Origin of the sequence: uncultured Sphingobacterium sp., from assembly GCF_964277905.1 — a bacterium.
Taxonomy (GTDB): Bacteria; Bacteroidota; Bacteroidia; order Sphingobacteriales; family Sphingobacteriaceae; genus Sphingobacterium; species Sphingobacterium siyangense.
Window position 1 is genome coordinate 99,766 of the sequence record NZ_CAXYKD010000030.1, and the last position, 17,302, is coordinate 117,067.

Annotated in this window: 13 protein-coding genes and 1 tRNA gene; 5 read left to right on the plus strand and 9 right to left on the minus strand. The window is 39.2% G+C overall.

Annotated elements, in window-relative coordinates; all coding sequences use genetic code 11:
* Positions 1-7: 7 nt before the first annotated feature.
* The gene (locus tag ACHWSC_RS14305) at positions 8-529 is read right to left on the minus strand and encodes a twin-arginine translocase TatA/TatE family subunit (RefSeq protein ID WP_083663500.1); all 522 of its coding nucleotides are present in this window, start codon (positions 527-529) and stop codon (positions 8-10) included.
* Positions 530-771: 242 nt separating this feature from the next.
* Here ACHWSC_RS14305 and ACHWSC_RS14310 point away from each other — a divergent pair, with 242 nt between their 5' ends.
* Positions 772-2,148 carry an MATE family efflux transporter gene (locus tag ACHWSC_RS14310; protein ID WP_341832936.1) on the plus strand — a complete coding sequence of 459 codons (1,377 nt, stop codon included), beginning with the start codon at positions 772-774 and terminating at the stop codon, positions 2,146-2,148.
* Positions 2,149-2,246: 98 nt separating this feature from the next.
* Here ACHWSC_RS14310 and ACHWSC_RS14315 read toward each other — a convergent pair whose 3' ends face one another.
* The 3 genes from ACHWSC_RS14315 to ACHWSC_RS14325 form a co-directional block, all read right to left on the minus strand.
* Complete coding sequence (locus tag ACHWSC_RS14315; RefSeq protein WP_394677220.1) at positions 2,247-3,596, minus strand: dihydrolipoamide acetyltransferase family protein; 1,350 nt, start codon at positions 3,594-3,596, stop codon at positions 2,247-2,249.
* Between the two features lie 112 nt (positions 3,597-3,708).
* A complete protein-coding gene (locus ACHWSC_RS14320; RefSeq protein ID WP_394677221.1) occupies positions 3,709-4,968 on the minus strand; it encodes a competence/damage-inducible protein A in 1,260 nt (419 codons plus the stop codon).
* A 200-nt stretch (positions 4,969-5,168) separates the two neighbouring features.
* The gene (locus ACHWSC_RS14325; RefSeq protein WP_394677222.1) at positions 5,169-7,799 is read right to left on the minus strand and encodes a putative LPS assembly protein LptD; all 2,631 of its coding nucleotides are present in this window, start codon (positions 7,797-7,799) and stop codon (positions 5,169-5,171) included.
* A gap of 201 nt (positions 7,800-8,000) precedes the next feature.
* On the opposite strand from ACHWSC_RS14325, the gene ACHWSC_RS14330 reads away from it, so the two are divergent.
* Both ACHWSC_RS14330 and ACHWSC_RS14335 read left to right on the plus strand, forming a co-directional pair.
* On the plus strand, positions 8,001-8,801 hold the full coding sequence (locus tag ACHWSC_RS14330; protein WP_120335330.1) for an N-acetylmuramoyl-L-alanine amidase: 801 nt from the start codon (positions 8,001-8,003) through the stop codon (positions 8,799-8,801).
* A gap of 61 nt (positions 8,802-8,862) precedes the next feature.
* A complete protein-coding gene (locus ACHWSC_RS14335; protein WP_120335331.1) occupies positions 8,863-9,810 on the plus strand; it encodes an MlaD family protein in 948 nt (315 codons plus the stop codon).
* A 468-nt stretch (positions 9,811-10,278) separates the two neighbouring features.
* On the opposite strand, the gene ACHWSC_RS14340 is transcribed toward ACHWSC_RS14335, so the two are convergent.
* The 5 genes from ACHWSC_RS14340 to ACHWSC_RS14360 form a co-directional block, all read right to left on the minus strand.
* The gene (locus ACHWSC_RS14340; protein ID WP_394677223.1) at positions 10,279-12,360 is read right to left on the minus strand and encodes a S9 family peptidase; all 2,082 of its coding nucleotides are present in this window, start codon (positions 12,358-12,360) and stop codon (positions 10,279-10,281) included.
* A 180-nt stretch (positions 12,361-12,540) separates the two neighbouring features.
* On the minus strand, positions 12,541-14,007 hold the full coding sequence (creD, locus tag ACHWSC_RS14345) for a cell envelope integrity protein CreD (RefSeq protein ID WP_394677224.1): 1,467 nt from the start codon (positions 14,005-14,007) through the stop codon (positions 12,541-12,543).
* Between the two features lie 4 nt (positions 14,008-14,011).
* The gene (locus ACHWSC_RS14350) at positions 14,012-14,503 is read right to left on the minus strand and encodes a hypothetical protein (RefSeq protein WP_394677225.1); all 492 of its coding nucleotides are present in this window, start codon (positions 14,501-14,503) and stop codon (positions 14,012-14,014) included.
* Positions 14,504-14,554: 51 nt separating this feature from the next.
* Positions 14,555-14,857, minus strand: coding sequence for a winged helix-turn-helix domain-containing protein (locus tag ACHWSC_RS14355; RefSeq protein WP_394677226.1), 303 nt, complete (start codon positions 14,855-14,857; stop codon positions 14,555-14,557).
* Positions 14,854-15,465 carry a hypothetical protein gene (locus ACHWSC_RS14360; RefSeq protein WP_120335334.1) on the minus strand — a complete coding sequence of 204 codons (612 nt, stop codon included), beginning with the start codon at positions 15,463-15,465 and terminating at the stop codon, positions 14,854-14,856. The genes ACHWSC_RS14355 and ACHWSC_RS14360 overlap by 4 nt, the downstream gene beginning before the upstream one ends.
* Before the next feature lie 149 nt (positions 15,466-15,614).
* On the opposite strand from ACHWSC_RS14360, the gene ACHWSC_RS14365 reads away from it, so the two are divergent.
* Positions 15,615-15,696: transfer RNA gene (locus ACHWSC_RS14365), tRNA-Leu, on the plus strand.
* A 68-nt stretch (positions 15,697-15,764) separates the two neighbouring features.
* The gene (locus ACHWSC_RS14370; RefSeq protein WP_153846535.1) at positions 15,765-17,090 is read left to right on the plus strand and encodes a trigger factor; all 1,326 of its coding nucleotides are present in this window, start codon (positions 15,765-15,767) and stop codon (positions 17,088-17,090) included.
* The last annotated feature ends 212 nt before the right edge of the window (positions 17,091-17,302 follow it).

Sequence of the window (17,302 nt, forward strand, 5' to 3'; positions counted from 1 at the left end):
AGTAAAATTAAGCAGGTTTATTGGTATTGTCCTGCTCAGGAACTTTTTTATCTTCTACCTCGTTGTTTTTAGTTTCAGCAAAATGATCGTTATACCCGTACGTGATGTGGGATGGCTCTTCGCCGTAATCGGGTTGTTTATGTGGATTATGTTCGACGACACCGGCGGGTGTTGTGAATTCATATTTTTTCTTAGGCTGCTCTGTTTCTGAACCTTCTACGGTTTCCTGTGGCTTAGCCTCTTCTTCGTGTGCTGCTTGAGCCTTCTCCTCAGCTAAACGCACATCATTAGGAACAGCTTCTTCTTTTACTTCTGTTTTAACGTCTATGTCTTTCTCGAAATTATTGATTTGATCTGAAATTTCACGTTTGATACCTTCTGACGCATCTTTGAACTCACGTATTCCTCTTCCTAAACCTCTCGCCAATTCAGGAAGTTTTTTGCCTCCAAAAAGTAACAAGATTGCAAACACAATTAAGATCATCTCTTGTGTTCCGATGTTTAGAAATGCTATTACTGGATTGTACATACTCTTTTTCCTCTTCTTTTGATTACTAACTAGATGCTAAGGTACATTTATATTTCTATAGTTCTTAGACCCAAAAGTAAATTTAAGATAATTTTAAGGTATTTGAAACATAAAAATTACTTAACAAAGTGCCGTTATTTGATGGGTGTAAATTGTTATATTTTTGCTAAATATTTTTTAATATGACGATAGGGTAGCAATATCTTCGTATTTTTGTGGCTATTTTTTTAGGGAAATCGATTATGTTGGGAAAATTTAAAACATTTAAACCGTATTACAAAAGTACGATGGTATTGGCGGGGCCAGTGGTGATCTCACAATTGGGACATACACTGGTGCATACCGCAGATAGTGTGATTGTTGGACATTTTGCAGGAACCATTCCATTGGCCGCAGTTTCGTTGGTACATGCTGTTTTTATGGTTGTTATGGTCATCGGGTTGGGAATTGCTTATGGCATCACGCCGTTGATTGCACAGGAGAATGGCCGTGATAATAAAAAAGAGTGTGCCATATTGTTGTCCAATAGCTTTTGGTTAAATATTATCGCAGGACTCTTGTTGTTCGCTTTAGTTTACTTTGGTTCGATGTTGGCTATCGATCACCTCAACCAAGATCCGGCTGTGGTGAAGGAGGCAAAGCCTTATTTACTTATTCTGAGTTTATCGATGCTTCCGTTGATGGTATTTAGTACATTTAAACAATTTGCTGAAGGCCTGGGCTTTACAAAGCAAGCCATGAATGTAACTATTTGGGGAAATGTACTGAACATTATTTTGGCGATCATCTTTGTCAAAGGGATGTTTGGCATTAGCCCTATGGGGGTTAAGGGAGTCGGATACAGTACATTGATCGACCGTGTGTTAATGATGTCTGTGATGATGACCTATGTATTGCGATCGCAGAAATTTAAAGGATATATTCAATATTTTAAGGTGACATTGGTCGATCGGCAACGATTGCTTAAGATCGTGCGCATCGGGGCACCCGTGGCTATGCAATATGTATTTGAAATTGGGGCTTTTGCAGGGGCTTCCCTATTAGCCGGTACGATAAGTGCTACAGCGCAAGCTTCTCATCAAGTAGCCATCCAGCTGGCCGCGATGACGTATATGATGGCGAGTGGTATCGCTGCTGCTGCAACAATCAAGGTGGGGAATAGTTATGGTAATAGAAACCTTTTTCGCCTCGAACGATTTGCCATCACTTCGTATCAATTGGTGTTGATCTTTATGGTGATTACAGCGTCTTTGTTCGCGTTGTTGAATAATTATTTACCTTATATCTTTACCTCAGATCATGCTGTGGTGATTATTGCTTCCCAGCTGTTGATTATTGCGGGACTTTTCCAATTGTTTGACGGTACGCAAGTTGTCGGTCTGGGGGTGTTACGTGGTATGGGGGATGTGAATATTCCAACCCTTATCACATTTATTGCTTATTGGATTATAGGGCTACCAAGTGGCTACCTCATGGGAGTGGTATTTAACTGGGGTATCAAGGGGATTTGGTATGGGCTGACATTAGGCTTGTTAACCTCTTCGCTTTTACTTTATCTGCGGTTTCAATTGGTGATCAAGAAGAAGAAAATACAATTCGAACAAAGTATGTTTAAGTAACAAAATATATATTTTAAATAATAAAAATGCCCCAAATAAGTGTCTAACTTTTTGGGGCATGTCTATTAAGAGCCTTTTTTATTGATCAATTTTGATGGCTAGATTACTCTATTGCTATCCCAATTTTCCAGGTAGTCCGCCACACGTTTTAAGAAGGTACCGCCGAGGGCACCATCGATTGCACGGTGGTCGTAAGAAAGTGAAAGATACATCATATGTCTAATACCAATCATATCACCATACTCTGTTTCTATGACTGCTGGTTTTTTCGTAATTGTACCTACAGCCAAGATTGCAGCTTGCGGTTGGTTAATGATAGGAGTTCCCATAATATTGCCAAAAGCGCCGATATTGGTGAATGTAAATGTGCCATCTTGTGTGTCGTCAGGTTTTAATTTATTTGCCCGTGACCGTTGTGCGAGGTCGTTGACACTTTTACTCAAGCCTACTAAGCTTAATTGATCTGCATTTTTGATAACAGGAACGATGAGATTGCCATTAGGCAATGCTGCCGCCATACCAATATTGATGTTTTTCTTCTTGATGATATTGTAACCGTCGATCGAGATATTGACCAATGGAAAATCTTTGAGCGCCTTGCTAATCGCCTCGATAAACAAAGGGGTGAACGTAATGTTTTCTCCCTCTCGTTTTTTATAGGCATCTTTAACTTTATTGCGCCACAAAACTAAATTGGTTACATCTGCCTCAACAAAAGAACATACATGGGGAGAGGTTTGTACACTTTTGACCATATGGTCTGCAATCAACCTTCGCATGCGGTCCATTTCAATGATTTCATCACTGCCATTGGCAACAGTGTGAACATGCGATGGAGCAGTGGAGGTTATTATCGGAGATTCTGTAGCCGTGTTCGTGTGCTCTGCCGGAATAGACTTTGGTGTTTTTGCCGATGAATCTCGATGTGTTACATACGTTAAAATATCTTCCTTTGTCACTCTTCCCTCTGCTCCAGTACCCTGGATACGGTCAAGTTCATCCTGCGACAATCCTTCGTGACGTGCAATATTCTTTACTAAAGGTGAATAGAAACGAAGGGTATTCTCGTAGGGAGAAGACGAAATTTCAGCCGCTACATTTGGCAGCTGGTCTACACCAGGGATATTCAACGCTATGATCTCTTCGGGAGCTGTCGCTGAAGGAGCTGTATTTTCTTGTGCTTGAATCGCAGGTTCTTCATTTTCGCCCTCAATTTCTATAATTGCAACGACTTCACCAACTTGGACAGTCTGGTCTACGGTATAGCAATGCTCTTTTAAAACACCTTTTACAGGGGAAGGTACCTCTGAATCAACTTTGTCCGTTGCGATTTCCAATAAAGTGTCATCTTCATCAATCAGGTCACCAGGTTGTTTTAACCATTTTGTGATTGTTGCCTCGGATACACTTTCTCCCATTTTTGGGAGCAAGAGTTTATATAAAGCCATATTTTTTAGCAATCTCGTTATAGAAAAACGAAGTTAAATAAATTGTGGTTTACTTTCAACAATTTAAAATATTATTCCTTAAATAACGTATTTTTTGAAATATTATTTTACTTTATTGTGTGTCTTGTTCTTTTTCTTTTACAAGCAACTTCCACAAAAGTAATAAAGCATTCATACGGGTACGTTCGATGTTGATCAGTCTTTCGTTATTAAACTGAAACTTCTTGGTTAAAACTTCTTTTTTTCCCGCAACAGCTACCCAGATAGTGCCAACTGGTTTCTCAACTGTTCCACCACCTGGCCCCGCTATCCCAGTTGTCGCAATAGCATAATCCGACGAAAATGCCTTTTTTGAACCCGAAGCCATTTCGATAGCAGTCTGCTCACTTACTGCGCCATATTGGATCAGTGTTTCTTCTTTGACGTTCAACAATTGTTGTTTTAAAGCGTTGGAGTAGGGGATAGTACCACCAAGGAATATAACGCTGCTTCCTGCTACTGCGGTTATTGAAGCCGCAAGGCTGCCACCTGTACAGCTTTCTGCGGTAGTCAATGTAGCACCTCGGCGGCCAAGCTCTTTAATTAAATAAGGTTCGATGCTGGTATCATAATCTGCAATGACATATTGTTGTAAACGATGGAGTAGCTTTGTTTTAAAAAGGGCAACCTGGAGCATAATGTCAGATTTATTCCTGCTTTTACCAGAGAGTCTCAATCGGATAAAGGCCAAGGTTGGTAGATAGGCCAATTTTATGCTTGAAGGAAGTTCTGATTCGATATCTTTTATTTCTTCTGCCAAATAAGATTCTCCGATTCCGCCGACCAAAATTGTCTCATGACAGATAAATAAGTCAGGATCCTGTTTGGCTAATAAAGGCAGCACATGTTTTTCCATCAGAAATTTCATCTCAAATGGCACTCCAGGCATAAAAATAAACTTCTTTTGGTTCTGGTGTACCAGCATGCCGGGTGCAGTGCCATAGTCGTTAAATAGGACTTCACAATTTGCCAAAACATCGGCCTGCTGCAGATTGATGTCGAGCATTTTTAGATTGCGCGATTCAAATATGTTGGTCACGTGCCGAAGTACATGCTCATCCCGTATCAATGTGGTTCCAAAATAAGCTGCGGCCGTTTTTTTTGTCACATCATCTTTCGTCGGGCCAAGACCTCCGGTGATTAAAATAAGATCTGCCCGAACTGAGGCCTCTTTCAATGTCGTTGAAATAGCCTCTTCAGTATCAGGGATCGATGTCATTTGAACGATATCAACTTCGAATTGGAGCAGTTGCTTGGCAATCCAGCCTGAATTGGTATCAATGATCTGTCCGATGAGGATCTCATCGCCTATGGTAATAATCTCTGCTTTCATCTTTAAAATAATTATGCGATCACCTCCCTACTTTGAAAAATGCATCTGTGGGGATAGTGTTGGATTCAGGATATAAACTTACATAAAATTGCGACTCAACGAAATGTTAAAAATGTATTTGATGGAAGAAGTTTTTTGAAAAGAAGCTGATGGTTCTGCTGACCAATACACGTATAGCATTCAAAAAAAAAGCAGTTATTTTAAAAATAACTGCCTCCTGAACTGGCTCTTTTTGTGAGCTTAAGATCTTGTAAGATTGAGGCCTTGGCCCGGATAGTCACATTATAACTCCGGTACTGCCCAAAGGGCAACCAGCCAAATGACATATCCCAACAATGCAGATCCCGATAAATATTGAAAGAAGTCATGACCACTTGCTTCTGTTTGAAGTCATATCCCGATTGAAAGGTAACTTTCCATTTTGGTGTAACACTGAAATCACCATGTAAGTTTAAAGTACTTGTGATTTGACTTTCCATTCTCCGCGTACTGGAGTTGAACGATTTTGCCATATTGAAACTGAAGGATGCCGCAAGGTTCCATGGGATATTAAAGTCCACAAATGCGTTTGGATCTGAGCTGATTCGAGCCAGGGCCTGTGCTTGCTCAGGAGTCATACCTGCTCCAGACATTTCTTTTCTTAAAGAATCGATATTGTTATTACGTGATTTCGCAGCCTTAGGATTCAGACTATAGTCAAAGGAAAGACCAAAGTTTGTCAGACGAGCAAGGCTACCGTCTTTAATGGCATAGCGATTGACGCGGACACCATTTTCATTGACCGAATAGGGATCAAATGTACCGTTGAAGTTTACATTCATCTTTTGGTCGAAAAAAGCTGTACGGCCAGAGAACGTAATTGGGGACAACTTTAGGGAATCGGCAACAAAGTTGTAATCTCCACTAAATGTCAGACCTTGGAGAATAGGGATTTTCTTAAAACCACCATCTGTGGTGTCGGATTTACTTTTAATCTTTGCCTCAATATTATTGTCGATGGAGTATCCTATCCTTGCCGATCTACCCGATGAAGGTGATCCATAGAGGCCTTGATTAAAGATTGAGTATACATTTCTGTTTCCATATTGATCGTTATAATGTTGATAGAAGCCATATTTGGGGTCCGAAAAATCAGGTCTATAACTCAGATTGATTGAGGGGGTAACAACGTGTCTGATCGCCTGAATTTTACCGATTTTAGGATACATACCATAAATCTTGGTCGAAAGTCCTGTTGAAATCGAATAATCGTATGCCCGCCTGAAGCCCTGAACGGTGTCAAGACGTTGTACATAACCTGCTGCTGTATTGTCTAGACGTTGTCTGGTACTTTGTAAATACCAGCGCTCGGTGTAATTGACACTGGTATTGAACTGAAAATATTTAAAGGCATTGAGTGATAAACTGACTGGAATATTGTGTTGAAAACCATTTTGGAATTTCTTGAACCCCCCTGGTTTAAATAACAATGTATCAATGGTGCTTACCGAGTTTTGTGCTTGGAAACTATAACCGACATTAATGCGTTGATACCATTTTTGTTCACCGACACGGTCTTTGCTGTCAAACGGATTGAAAGAGGATACGTTTAAGCTGATATTTGGTAAACTCATCTGTATACTGCGCGTAGCCATATCCTGATTATGCGTTAAGCTGGCCGTGAGGTTTACCTTGCCATCGGCAAATACTTTTCCATAACTGATGGACGAGCCCATACGGTTACGTGCAAGGTTTTCATAGGTGTTTTGTGTACTTCCGGTTCCGGTATTTTGAAAGAAAGAACTTGTACCAAAGTTAACACTTGCAGAGAAAGATGTTCCTGGATTGGCTTCCTGGCGTTGAGTATGGTTCCAAGTGACATTAAAATCCTTATTGGAGCCATAATTAGATGTTCCTTCAATACCCGTTTTGGTATTGGCATAACGGATATTAAAACCACCGTTAAATTTATAGTTGACGGTATAGCGCGTATTGATGGACGCTTCCCATGAACCTTTAGAATACAAGGAACCTCTAATCTCACTGTCCCAGTAATCGTTGAAGGCCAAATACCAACCGATATCCCGCATCGAGAATCCTCTGGTATAATCTTCCCCAAAAGAAGGGAAGAGAAAACCAGATGCTCTTTTATCTGGTTTTGGGAAAAACGCAAATGGAAATGCCACCGGCATAGGTACACCCATCACCACAAGATAAGCCGGACCGGAAATAATCTGGTTTTTAGTGACAATTCCTTTGGTGATATGAATGCCAAAATGGGTATGCGGATAGGGTAGATTACAGGTACTATATAATCCCTTGTATATCGACATTTCGTCGTAGATATTCTTTCGCACAATATTGGCCTGGATAAATCCACCATCAACTTCGGTCATAATACCGTAGGTGTTTCCCTCTTGTTTTTCGTAATCGTAATAGAGTGAGTCTACTGTTTTCGGTGATTCACCATTTCCCATGATGACGATAGGACGCCCTACATATTTACCGCTTTTGTCATAGATCCCAGAAGCAAAAATCTTTTTCTTGTTTCGGTCAAGACGGATGTAATCGGCAGAAAGTTCAAAATCTTGGTATTTTACCTTTGCTCCGCGATAAAGGTGACTTATATTCTTGGCAACTTCAGATTTCTGCGAGTCAACCGCAATAATACTCACTTCAGCCTGCAAACCACTTCCTTTTTTCTTGGTCGTATCGCTTACAGATTTGGTCGTATCTGCAGTTTTGGATTTACTCGTATCTTGCGATTTATTGGTCGCCGAAATAGGATCTTTACCTTGAAGTCCGTTCTGTTTTAATGGAATATTACTTTGAGCAAAGCTAGAATTGCTCATTGCAAGAATGATAAATAGTGTTAAAATGTTGATTAACGACTTCAAAATTAAAGACAAATGTTATTTTTGTGAAATAATGTTAAACTTCGAGAGACAAAATTAGTCAAAAAAGCAATAGAAAATATGTTAAATATCGTTATCTATTAAAGAAATAATATAGACTCATTTTGATTCGTTTATAGTAGAGCAAATAATTATTCAATGAAATCAGATTTAAGAATTAGAAAATGGTGTAGCGTTGTGTTTGCTACTTTGGGATTTTTTTTATTGAATTCTTTCAAATTAAACAATGGGCAAGTAGAGCCTCCGGACTACCAAATAAGAACGATTGTAATTGATGCTGGCCATGGTGGAAAAGATACAGGGGCGGCCGGACGGCGATCGTTGGAGAAAAATGTAGCCCTTGAAGTTGCGTTAAAATTAGGAAAGCAGATTCAGAAAGATATTCCAGGTATCAAGATTGTCTATACACGTACGACCGACGAATTTGTCGAGCTTTACAAACGTATTCGTTTGGCGAATGCCAATAAAGCAGATTTATTTATTTCAATACACTGCAATTCCAGTGGTGCTAGTGCACATGGTACCGAAACATTGGTCTCTGGTTCGCATCGTTTGGGGCAGCAAGATGCTGCAGTTCGTGAAAATGCTTCCTTATTACTGGAATCAAACTATAAAGAAAATTATCAGGGATTTGACCCAAAAGATCCTGAGAGTGCGATCATTTTCTCCTTGATGAAAAACCGATTCCGTGAAAAAAGTATTCGTCTGGCGCAGATGATCGAAGGTGAGTATGTGAAAGCAGGCCGATATAGCAGAGGGTTCTGGGAGAAAGGATTAGCTGTGCTGGCGGAAGCAGGGATGCCTGCCGTGCTTACAGAAATTGGCTTTATTAGTAATAGAGAAGAAGAGAGCTACCTATTGTCTGATGAAGGACAACAGGAGATTGTTGATAATTTGGTTTCGGCTCTGAAAATTTATAAAAATTCTGTAGAACGTTAAACAGATTTGCTTTTATGCTGTTTTAAACTTAAATTAATGATCATTACTAAATAGATTATTTGTGAAAATTTCAAACGAGACAAAAGTCGGCATATTAGCAACAGTTGCAATAGTTTTATTATTTATTGGATATAGCTTTCTAAAAGGAAATGATGTTTTTAGCAGCGATAATACTTTTTACACGACCTATACGGCTGTAGATGGCCTAACTCCCTCCAAGCCTGTCCTGGTCAATGGTTATCAGATTGGGCGTGTTTCAAAAATGATTTTACAGGCAGATGGGAAGATCAAAACCGAGTTTAAGATCCATTCTCATTACGATATACCAAAAAATACAATAGCGAGAATTTCAAGCACAGATTTGTTGGGAAGTAAGGCTATTGTTTTCGAAATGGGCAACAGTAAGGAATTGGCAAAGGATGGCGATTTTTTAGCTTCAGGTGTTCAACCGAATATTATGGATAAGGTCGAACCCATTCAAAAACGGATCGAAACAATTACCATTAAACTGGATTCAACGCTATCGGTCGTCAATACTGTCTTAGACAAACAGTTTCAGGACGACTTTAAAAGAAGCATTCATAGTATTTCCACTTCTTTAAAAAATGTGGAAGGCATCACCAAAGATGTCGAAGGTCTAGTGGGGGATGAAAAGGGAAGACTGAATAGAATCATGGCCAATCTCGAGTCAATTACATCTAATTTCTCGCAAAACGGTGAGAAAATCAATGCGATTATGTCTAATCTGAATAATATTACCGATAAGGCCGCCCGATTGGATTTTGAACACACCATGAACAAAGTAAATGCTGCAGTGAATGATTTTCAGGAGATCACTGGAAAAATTAATAGTGGTAAGGGATCTATCGGTTTATTGCTCAATGATGAAGCTTTATACAATAATCTTAATAATGCTTCAAAGGAAATGGATAATTTGATGAAGGACGTTAAAGAGAAACCTGGGAAATATATCAAACTTTCCATCTTTGGAAAAAAAGGTGAAAAGTAGATTTCAGCAATCAAATCGGATAATATACATAAAAGGCCTGCATATAGCAGGCTTTTCTGTTTTCATAAGATTGCCTTTGGACGTTGGAATTTGTCGACGGTCCTATACCCTAAATTTGCTCCCTTGGTTTATGTTTTACCGAACAGTACTTTCCTGTAACCAAGCTTATACGATGCTCTAAATTAGCACCGTTTTAACTACCTTTTTACAGGGTATTAACACCGGGTTAATAGGGGTAGACCCCTGTTGACCCCCTGCTATACCCCTGTTAACCCCCTGTAAAACCCCAGTAAAACTATAACTTGATATTAATCGTTGGTTAATAGGAGTATGATACGGTCAATTATGAGGTGAAATAGAAACGCCACTCATCGAGTGGCGTTTCTAATCTGCTAAATTCAGCACTTTATGAGCGACTTTATTAGTCGCGAAAGTAGATGATCATCCGACCCGATTTCACCGTACTTTCTATAAGGTTTCTTTAAGCCAGGTAAAGAATTCTCTTTGCCAAACTTGTGCGTTTTGTCCGGACAGCACCCAGTGATTTTCATCCGGTAGGTAGACCAGACGGCTCTTAATTTTTTTGAGCTGAGCCAATTGGAATGCTGCCAGTCCTTGTCCGATTGGAACACGATAATCTCTTCCACCCTGAAAGATCAAAATTGGTGTGTGCCAATTATTTGCTTTTTCAATCGGGTTGAATGCGGTATAGGATTTCTCATTTTTGCTATCCCAGTACGCTCCGCCCAGTTCGTGGTTGGCGAAAAAGAGTTCTTCTGTGGTACCATACCAGCTTCTCATGTCGAATAAACCATTGTGCGCAATGAACGTTTTGAAACGGTTTTGATGCACGCCAGCTAGTTGATAAACAGAGTATCCACCATAACTAGCCCCAATCGCTGCGCGGCGTGTTGTATCTACATAAGACTCTTTGGAGATATCGTCTATGGCTGCCAAGTAATCCCGGATTGGCTGACCGCCCCAGTCTTGGGAAATAGCTTCATTCCATTTTACCCCCCAGCCAGGCATACCCCTACGGTTGGGAGCGATGACAATATAACCTTGTGATGCAATCAATTGTAAATTCCAACGGAACGAATAAAATTGCGTCAGTGCGGATTGAGGGCCGCCTTCACAGTAAAGTATGGTTGGATATTTTTTTGCAGGGTCAAAGTTTGGCGGATAGATTACCCATGAAAACAGATCTGCTCCATCGGAGGCCTTTGTAATACGCTTCTCAATTTTGTTTTCGCTGATACTTGCATATTTTGCATCATTAACTTTGGTGACCGGAGTTAATGATTTGGTTTTTAGATCAAAGCTGAAGATTTCTGTAGCACGGGTAAACTTTGTCGAGCTAACGATTAATTTGTCCGCTACTTGGCCTACAATACCGGTGATGTCAAAGTCTCCTTCTGAAATTTGATGTATTTTTGGTAAACTTTTAGCTTTGATATTGGTCGGTACTTCAAGTTCAAATAATTGAACGGTACCTTTCGTAGCAGCTGTAAAATAGATTTTTCGATTGTCACTGCTCCAGATAAAACTATTGACGGTACCATCCCAATGTGCTGTTAGATTTAAACGAATTGAGCTGTTTTTGTCAAATAGCATGATGTCATTTTTGTCCGATTCATAACCATCGGTTTTCATGCTGAGCCAAGTTAGGCTTTTCCCATCGGGAGAATAGGTTGGGGCTGTGTCATACCCATTCATTCCTTCTGTCAGGTTGGAAGTCGTTCCGCTGGCGATATCATAGCGATAAATATCGGTATTGGTACTGACGGCATAGTCTGTTCCGAATTTCTTTTTACAGACATACAGCACTGCTTTGCTATCTGGAGACCAGGCAAAATCTTCGGCGCCACCAAATGGTGCCTGAGGGCTATAGAAGGCTTGGTCCTTCAATAAGTCTATCGGCTCACCAACTTTACCATCAATAAAACTCGCCACAAATGGATGACTAAACTTACCATCATTGAAGGTATCCCAGTGCCTATAATCTAAGTTGTCATAGATATAAGCGTCTGATTTTGGCAATTCGGGATATTTATCTGTGCTGTGGTATTTTTTTACAAGAACAGACTGACTGAAGAGTATTTGCTTACCATCGGGCGAAAATTTGACATTTTCTAAGGCGATATCGCCATTTGTCAATTGAAGTGCTTCACCCTTAGATAGGTTCTTCTTCCATAACTGCCCTTTTAGTAAATAAATTACGTCGCCATTTGGCGTGATCTGAACGACTGTTTCACCGCCTTTTTGATCGGTGAACTGATGGTTGGTGCCATTGGCCAGTGAAATCGTATATAGATTTTTTTCACTTGAATTGCTTTCCAAATTATAATTGGAAACACCATATACCAATGTTTTGCCATCTGCAGAAAGTCCTTCGGCCGAAACACGACCAAGATCCCAAAGTGTACTTGGGTTGATCGGTTGTGGCGATTCCGACACTAATTTAAAATTGCTTTTTCCACCTTTGCTTTCTTGCGCATTGCTTAGGTTGCACGCCATAATCGCTAATGTAAGTATTGTAAGTTTTTTCATCTGTTTAAACATATCTATGCCGCTGAAAAATTTCTTCGCAAGTTACAGAATTTGGTCATAAATGCTAAGTCAAGTAAAAAAATAGCCATCTCTTTTAGTTAGAAATGGCTTATGAGAATTGTAAATCCCTATTTTTTAAGTAATATCTGAATCAAGACCCAATAAAGTCTCAGATGTTGTCTATTGATCCACATGGCTATTGTCAAATTGATACCAGTTTATTTTTGTTGAAACGCGCATCAAAATCGCCAAAATGATAAAGATGCCAATTGTTCCAGCGATCAGGGAATAATCCCGAAGTTGCATAAGGATATAGATGAAGAGATAAAATAAAGCCAAAATTGAACTCAGCAGCAGCGCCGATTTCTGATCTTTGGTAATTGATTTAATGAAACTGCCAATCAGCATAACTGTCGCCATGGAAGCGGTTAAGTAAGCTAGATTAAATCCAATATGCTCGGATAGTGCGAGTAGTAATGTGTAAAAAAGAACCATCGCTGCTCCAATTAGGATATATTGGATGATATGGATCCGTTTTTTCTTGATCACCTCGGTGAATAGGAGCGAAGTAAAGGTCAGAATGATGACTAAAATACCATATTTGGCAACTCGTGTTGTTTTTTGATAGTTATTGATATCTGGTAAGAAGTTAATTGTAATCATGTCCGTGTTATCCAATAGGTTATTTGCAGAGGCAACTGTAGTGGTGGCGGTTTGTGCTGTTTTTTGTTCATTGTCCTCATTTCCATTTGCGACCTTGTTATCGAACTGATAGATTGGACGGGCATCGCCAGTCCATTGTTGTGGCAGCTTTCTATTGAAAGAAGGGATTTCCCATGAAGCCGAAAAATGGGATGTTTCGGTATTACGTTTGCTCGGTAAAAATGCACCAGTGAAACTTGGATTAACCCAGTTGCCCTTTGCCTGGATGTTTGTCTGATCACTAAGAGGGAGGAAATTCAATGATTTGGATCCTTTTAGATTTAGTTTTATCTTGAAACGACTGTCCGTTTTCTGCGGATCCAAAGATACCGGACAGACTAAATTCTGAGTGAATAATTTGAGATTATTAAAGTCTGGATCGAAAGTTAACTCGTTACCATCCCAATTCAAGGATGGGCGCTTGCCTAGGCCTTTAAAATCCTGGATACCGAAAATAAGCTTGCTGCCTTTCCAGTCAATTTGCTCATGAGGGACCTCGAGTTTTTCTAGGGATATTTTGTCAAAGGAACCTTCTAATGTGATGTTGCTGTTGTAAACTACGGCATTATAAATACCTCTAGAGAGATGTTGTGGCGTTATATCTGTTGCGATATTGGAAGTTTTGGGTAAGACAAATATCCATTTCAGCTCCTCTCTAAGGTTAGATTTTTCGGCTTTTTCGGCAGAAAGTGGGATAGTCTCACGATAAGGGATGGCAAGAACAGGGCTTGAGATAACCTGATCCTTTCCCCAATTTAATGTAATTCCATCGGATACTTCCTGTTCGCGGTTTTTCCGCTCTTCAATCAAATCGCTGATTAAGGCTAGCGGAATAAGTAGTATGAGAGAAAGAAAGAAAATGACAAATAGTTTTAGGACAGTAGAATTACTGATTTTCTCAAAAATTGAGGATTGCGCTGTCGGAGATGAATTGTTGTAGTCCATGATTTTAACGGTTTAAGTTTAGTTGAATGTTTTTGCTGTATAAGGCAATTTGAAGCTCCGTTAATTGCCAATGAAGGATTTCTTTAAATTCTAAATGATGAAAGCTCTGGAGCGATCGCCCCTTTTGAAAATGTTTTTTGTAATAACCGAAGTATTCAGGAAATAAGGTGCCGCCAATAAAAATCATTGCCATGAGATACAGACTCATCTTTCCATTACCAAGCAGAAGGAATTGCATGGCAATTTCATCTTGTATCTCTGTTCCGGTTTCAGTCAGGATATGAAAGACGTCGTGATTTTCCAGTTTGGGCATGACATCGAAACCTTTACTTTCATAAAAGAGCCCCAAATTATGGCCGATGCTTCCAATGGGGTAGTTCATGAAATCTGCTTTAGAGATCCCCCAGGCTTTTTTGTTCCATTTAAAGATGTTTGCATATACTTTGGAGGACCAATTGTAGAGGTGCAGCATCAGTTTCAGTCTAATTCCTTTCATTTAATTATGTTTTAAAAGTACTTTGGTTTTCAAAGTAAATAGATAAAAAAATTATTTGTATTGCTGTTTTATTAAATTTTCAAGTGCAATGAGGTGATTTTCAAAGGCTTTAAATCCTTTTGTCGTTCTTTTGTATCTGGTGTTCGGCTTCCGGTCGACAAAGCTTTTTTCGACAATAATGTATTCCTCTTTTTCCAATGTTTTTAGGTTGGAAGCAAGGTTACCATCGGTTACATCCAACAATTCTTTCAATGAATTAAAATCGTATTCTTCATTGGCAGCGAGAACACTCATAATTTGGAGGCGAACTCTGTTTTCAAATATTTTGTCATATAAGGAAAGATCTAATTTCACGATTCGTACTTTTTGTAAACGATAAAACCATAGATGATGTGTAGCACACCAAATCCTAATCCCCATAATAATAACCCGTTGTCCGGGAAACATATACCAATCAAACCCAGGCAGATTTCGAGTATACCCAGGCCTTTTGCTTCGGCAAAGGTATAGATGCTACCCGCAGTCAGTGCCAGTCCATAAAAGATCAGCAGCATAGCAGCAATCAGCTGGTAGTAGCCTTGGACAAAAAACAACAAGGATATCACGCCACCCGTTAGTAAGGGGATTGAAACTGCAAATAAAAGAGATTTGCTTGTAATGTTCCAAATCGACTGCTTATTTTTTCTCGCCTTTTTACGTGCCATTAGCCAGCCGGTCACCAGGGATGATAAGAGGACGATGAGCGCAATTATTAAAAACAGTAGGGGCCTATTCAGATTTTGGCCCAATAGTAGAGCGGTACTTTCGGGTTGCTGTATAATATAGTATCCCAATAGCGTTCCCAGCAAAGCATAACAGCCCATGAGTACACCTGATAATCCGCTTATTGAAACAAATTTGGACGATTTTTCCATTAATGATCTGATCTGCCCAAGTTCTCTAAATAAATCTTTCTGTTCCATAAAAGTACTTTGATATTCAAAGTAAATGAATAATAATGAATTATGCAAGGGGTTGGGAGAATATTGAAAAAAAATAAAAAAAAGAGTAGAAAATACTTGCAGGATATAGGTTTGGTTTCTATCTTTGTGGCATCAAAAGAAATCCTAATGCGGAAGTGGCGTAATTGGTAGCCGCACCAGACTTAGGATCTGGCGCCGCAAGGCGTGGGGGTTCGAGTCCCTTCTTCCGCACTTGATGTCCTCCCGAACTTAAAACCTCGGGAGGATTTTTTTATGAATGCGATATAGCTAAAAAGAGTATGAATATTTCACACGAGAATGTAGATGCAATCAATGCGGTAGTCAACGTCGCATTAGCACCTGAAGATTATAATCCTCAAGTCGACAAAGAGATTAAAGCGCAAGCTAAAAAAGCAAAATTACCAGGGTTCCGTCCAGGTCAAGTTCCAGTGGGACATATCAGACGTACTTATGGTAAATCTATTTTATTTGATGAGATCAATAAATTAGTGAATGAGAAAATCACTAATTATATTGCTGAAAATAAATTAGAAGTTTTAGGTCAACCACTTCCTTTGGAAGATGATGCACAATACAGCTGGGATTATAAAGACAATTTCAACTTCAAATATGAAATTGGTCTTGCTCCTGCTTTTGAATTACCTTTTACTGCTGAGACTGAATTTACTTCGTACGAAATCAAAGCTGATGAAGAGACATTGGCAGATCGTATCAAGAACTTGCGTCGTAGCTATGGAAAAATGACTAATCCAGAAGTATCTGAAGAAGGTGATGTATTGTATGCAACATTGAAACAAGATAAAGAAGAAGGTCTGGAAAAAACAACTTCTATCCGCACAGATATCGTAGAAGATGCTAAGATCAAAAAATCATTAGTTGGTCTTAAAAAAGACGATGTTGTTAAGATTGATGTTAAAAAAGCATTCAAAACTGAAGATTTAGCGCGTATCTTAGGGATCACTGAGGAAGAAGCAACTGCTTTAGACGTCACTAAATTTGAATTGACTGTTAAGAACATCAACCGCTTAGAAGAAGCTGATCTTAACCAAGAATTTTTCGATAAATTATTCGCAGAAGGTGAAGTAACAGAAGAAGCTCAATTCACAGAAAAAGTGAAAGAAGAAGTTGAGAATTTATTCAAACAAAATTCAGATCAAAGATTACGTAATGATATGTATACTTTTGGTATGGAGAAGGTTGATGTATCTTTCCCTGAAGAATTCTTGAAAAGATGGTTGAAAGCAACTAACCCAAGCATTTCTGAAGAAGAATTGAACGAAGGTTTTGCTGATTTCTTGAATAACTTGAAATGGACAATCATCGAAAATCGCGTTGTTACTGAAAATGGTCTTGAAGTTAAATATGATGAAGTTATCAATTTAGCAAAAGAACGTATCTATGCGCAAATTAAGATGTACAACATCAACGAAGAGCCTTCTGATGAGCAGTTGAACCAATTTGCAATTCAATTGTTGCAAGACAGAGAACAAGGTAATCGTTTGTTCGAAGAAGCTAAAGCTTTAAAAGTATTTGATCACTTGAAAGGTTTAGTGAAATTGAATGCTAGTGATATTGAATACAAAGAATTCGAGAAATTAGCATAAGCGATTTTTAAAATAAAAAGAAAGTCCCTCCGATCTATTTGGAGGGACTTTTTTATTTTCAGTGCAGCGCGTCGCGTGGTAGCAGCTTAGACGTTATTCGTCTTGTTGTTCAGATCATCCACAGATCGCCTTTGTAGGCCGTTATATGGGGCTGAAATACAAAAGTTCTGCTGATGGAATCGAGTCGGACTCCCAGAATAGGGATCATGTGT

Coding starts and splice junctions, on each gene's coding strand:
- ACHWSC_RS14340 (WP_394677223.1), bottom strand. CDS start 12,360: ATGAAAAAACTTACAATACTTACATTAGCGATTATGGCGTGCAACCTA.
- ACHWSC_RS14315 (WP_394677220.1), bottom strand. CDS start 3,596: ATGGCTTTATATAAACTCTTGCTCCCAAAAATGGGAGAAAGTGTATCC.
- ACHWSC_RS14320 (WP_394677221.1), bottom strand. CDS start 4,968: ATGAAAGCAGAGATTATTACCATAGGCGATGAGATCCTCATCGGACAG.
- ACHWSC_RS14305 (WP_083663500.1), bottom strand. CDS start 529: ATGTACAATCCAGTAATAGCATTTCTAAACATCGGAACACAAGAGATG.
- ACHWSC_RS14370 (WP_153846535.1), top strand. CDS start 15,765: ATGAATATTTCACACGAGAATGTAGATGCAATCAATGCGGTAGTCAAC.
- ACHWSC_RS14325 (WP_394677222.1), bottom strand. CDS start 7,799: ATGAGCAATTCTAGCTTTGCTCAAAGTAATATTCCATTAAAACAGAAC.
- ACHWSC_RS14350 (WP_394677225.1), bottom strand. CDS start 14,503: ATGAAAGGAATTAGACTGAAACTGATGCTGCACCTCTACAATTGGTCC.
- creD (WP_394677224.1), bottom strand. CDS start 14,007: ATGGACTACAACAATTCATCTCCGACAGCGCAATCCTCAATTTTTGAG.
- ACHWSC_RS14360 (WP_120335334.1), bottom strand. CDS start 15,465: ATGGAACAGAAAGATTTATTTAGAGAACTTGGGCAGATCAGATCATTA.
- ACHWSC_RS14330 (WP_120335330.1), top strand. CDS start 8,001: ATGAAATCAGATTTAAGAATTAGAAAATGGTGTAGCGTTGTGTTTGCT.
- ACHWSC_RS14310 (WP_341832936.1), top strand. CDS start 772: ATGTTGGGAAAATTTAAAACATTTAAACCGTATTACAAAAGTACGATG.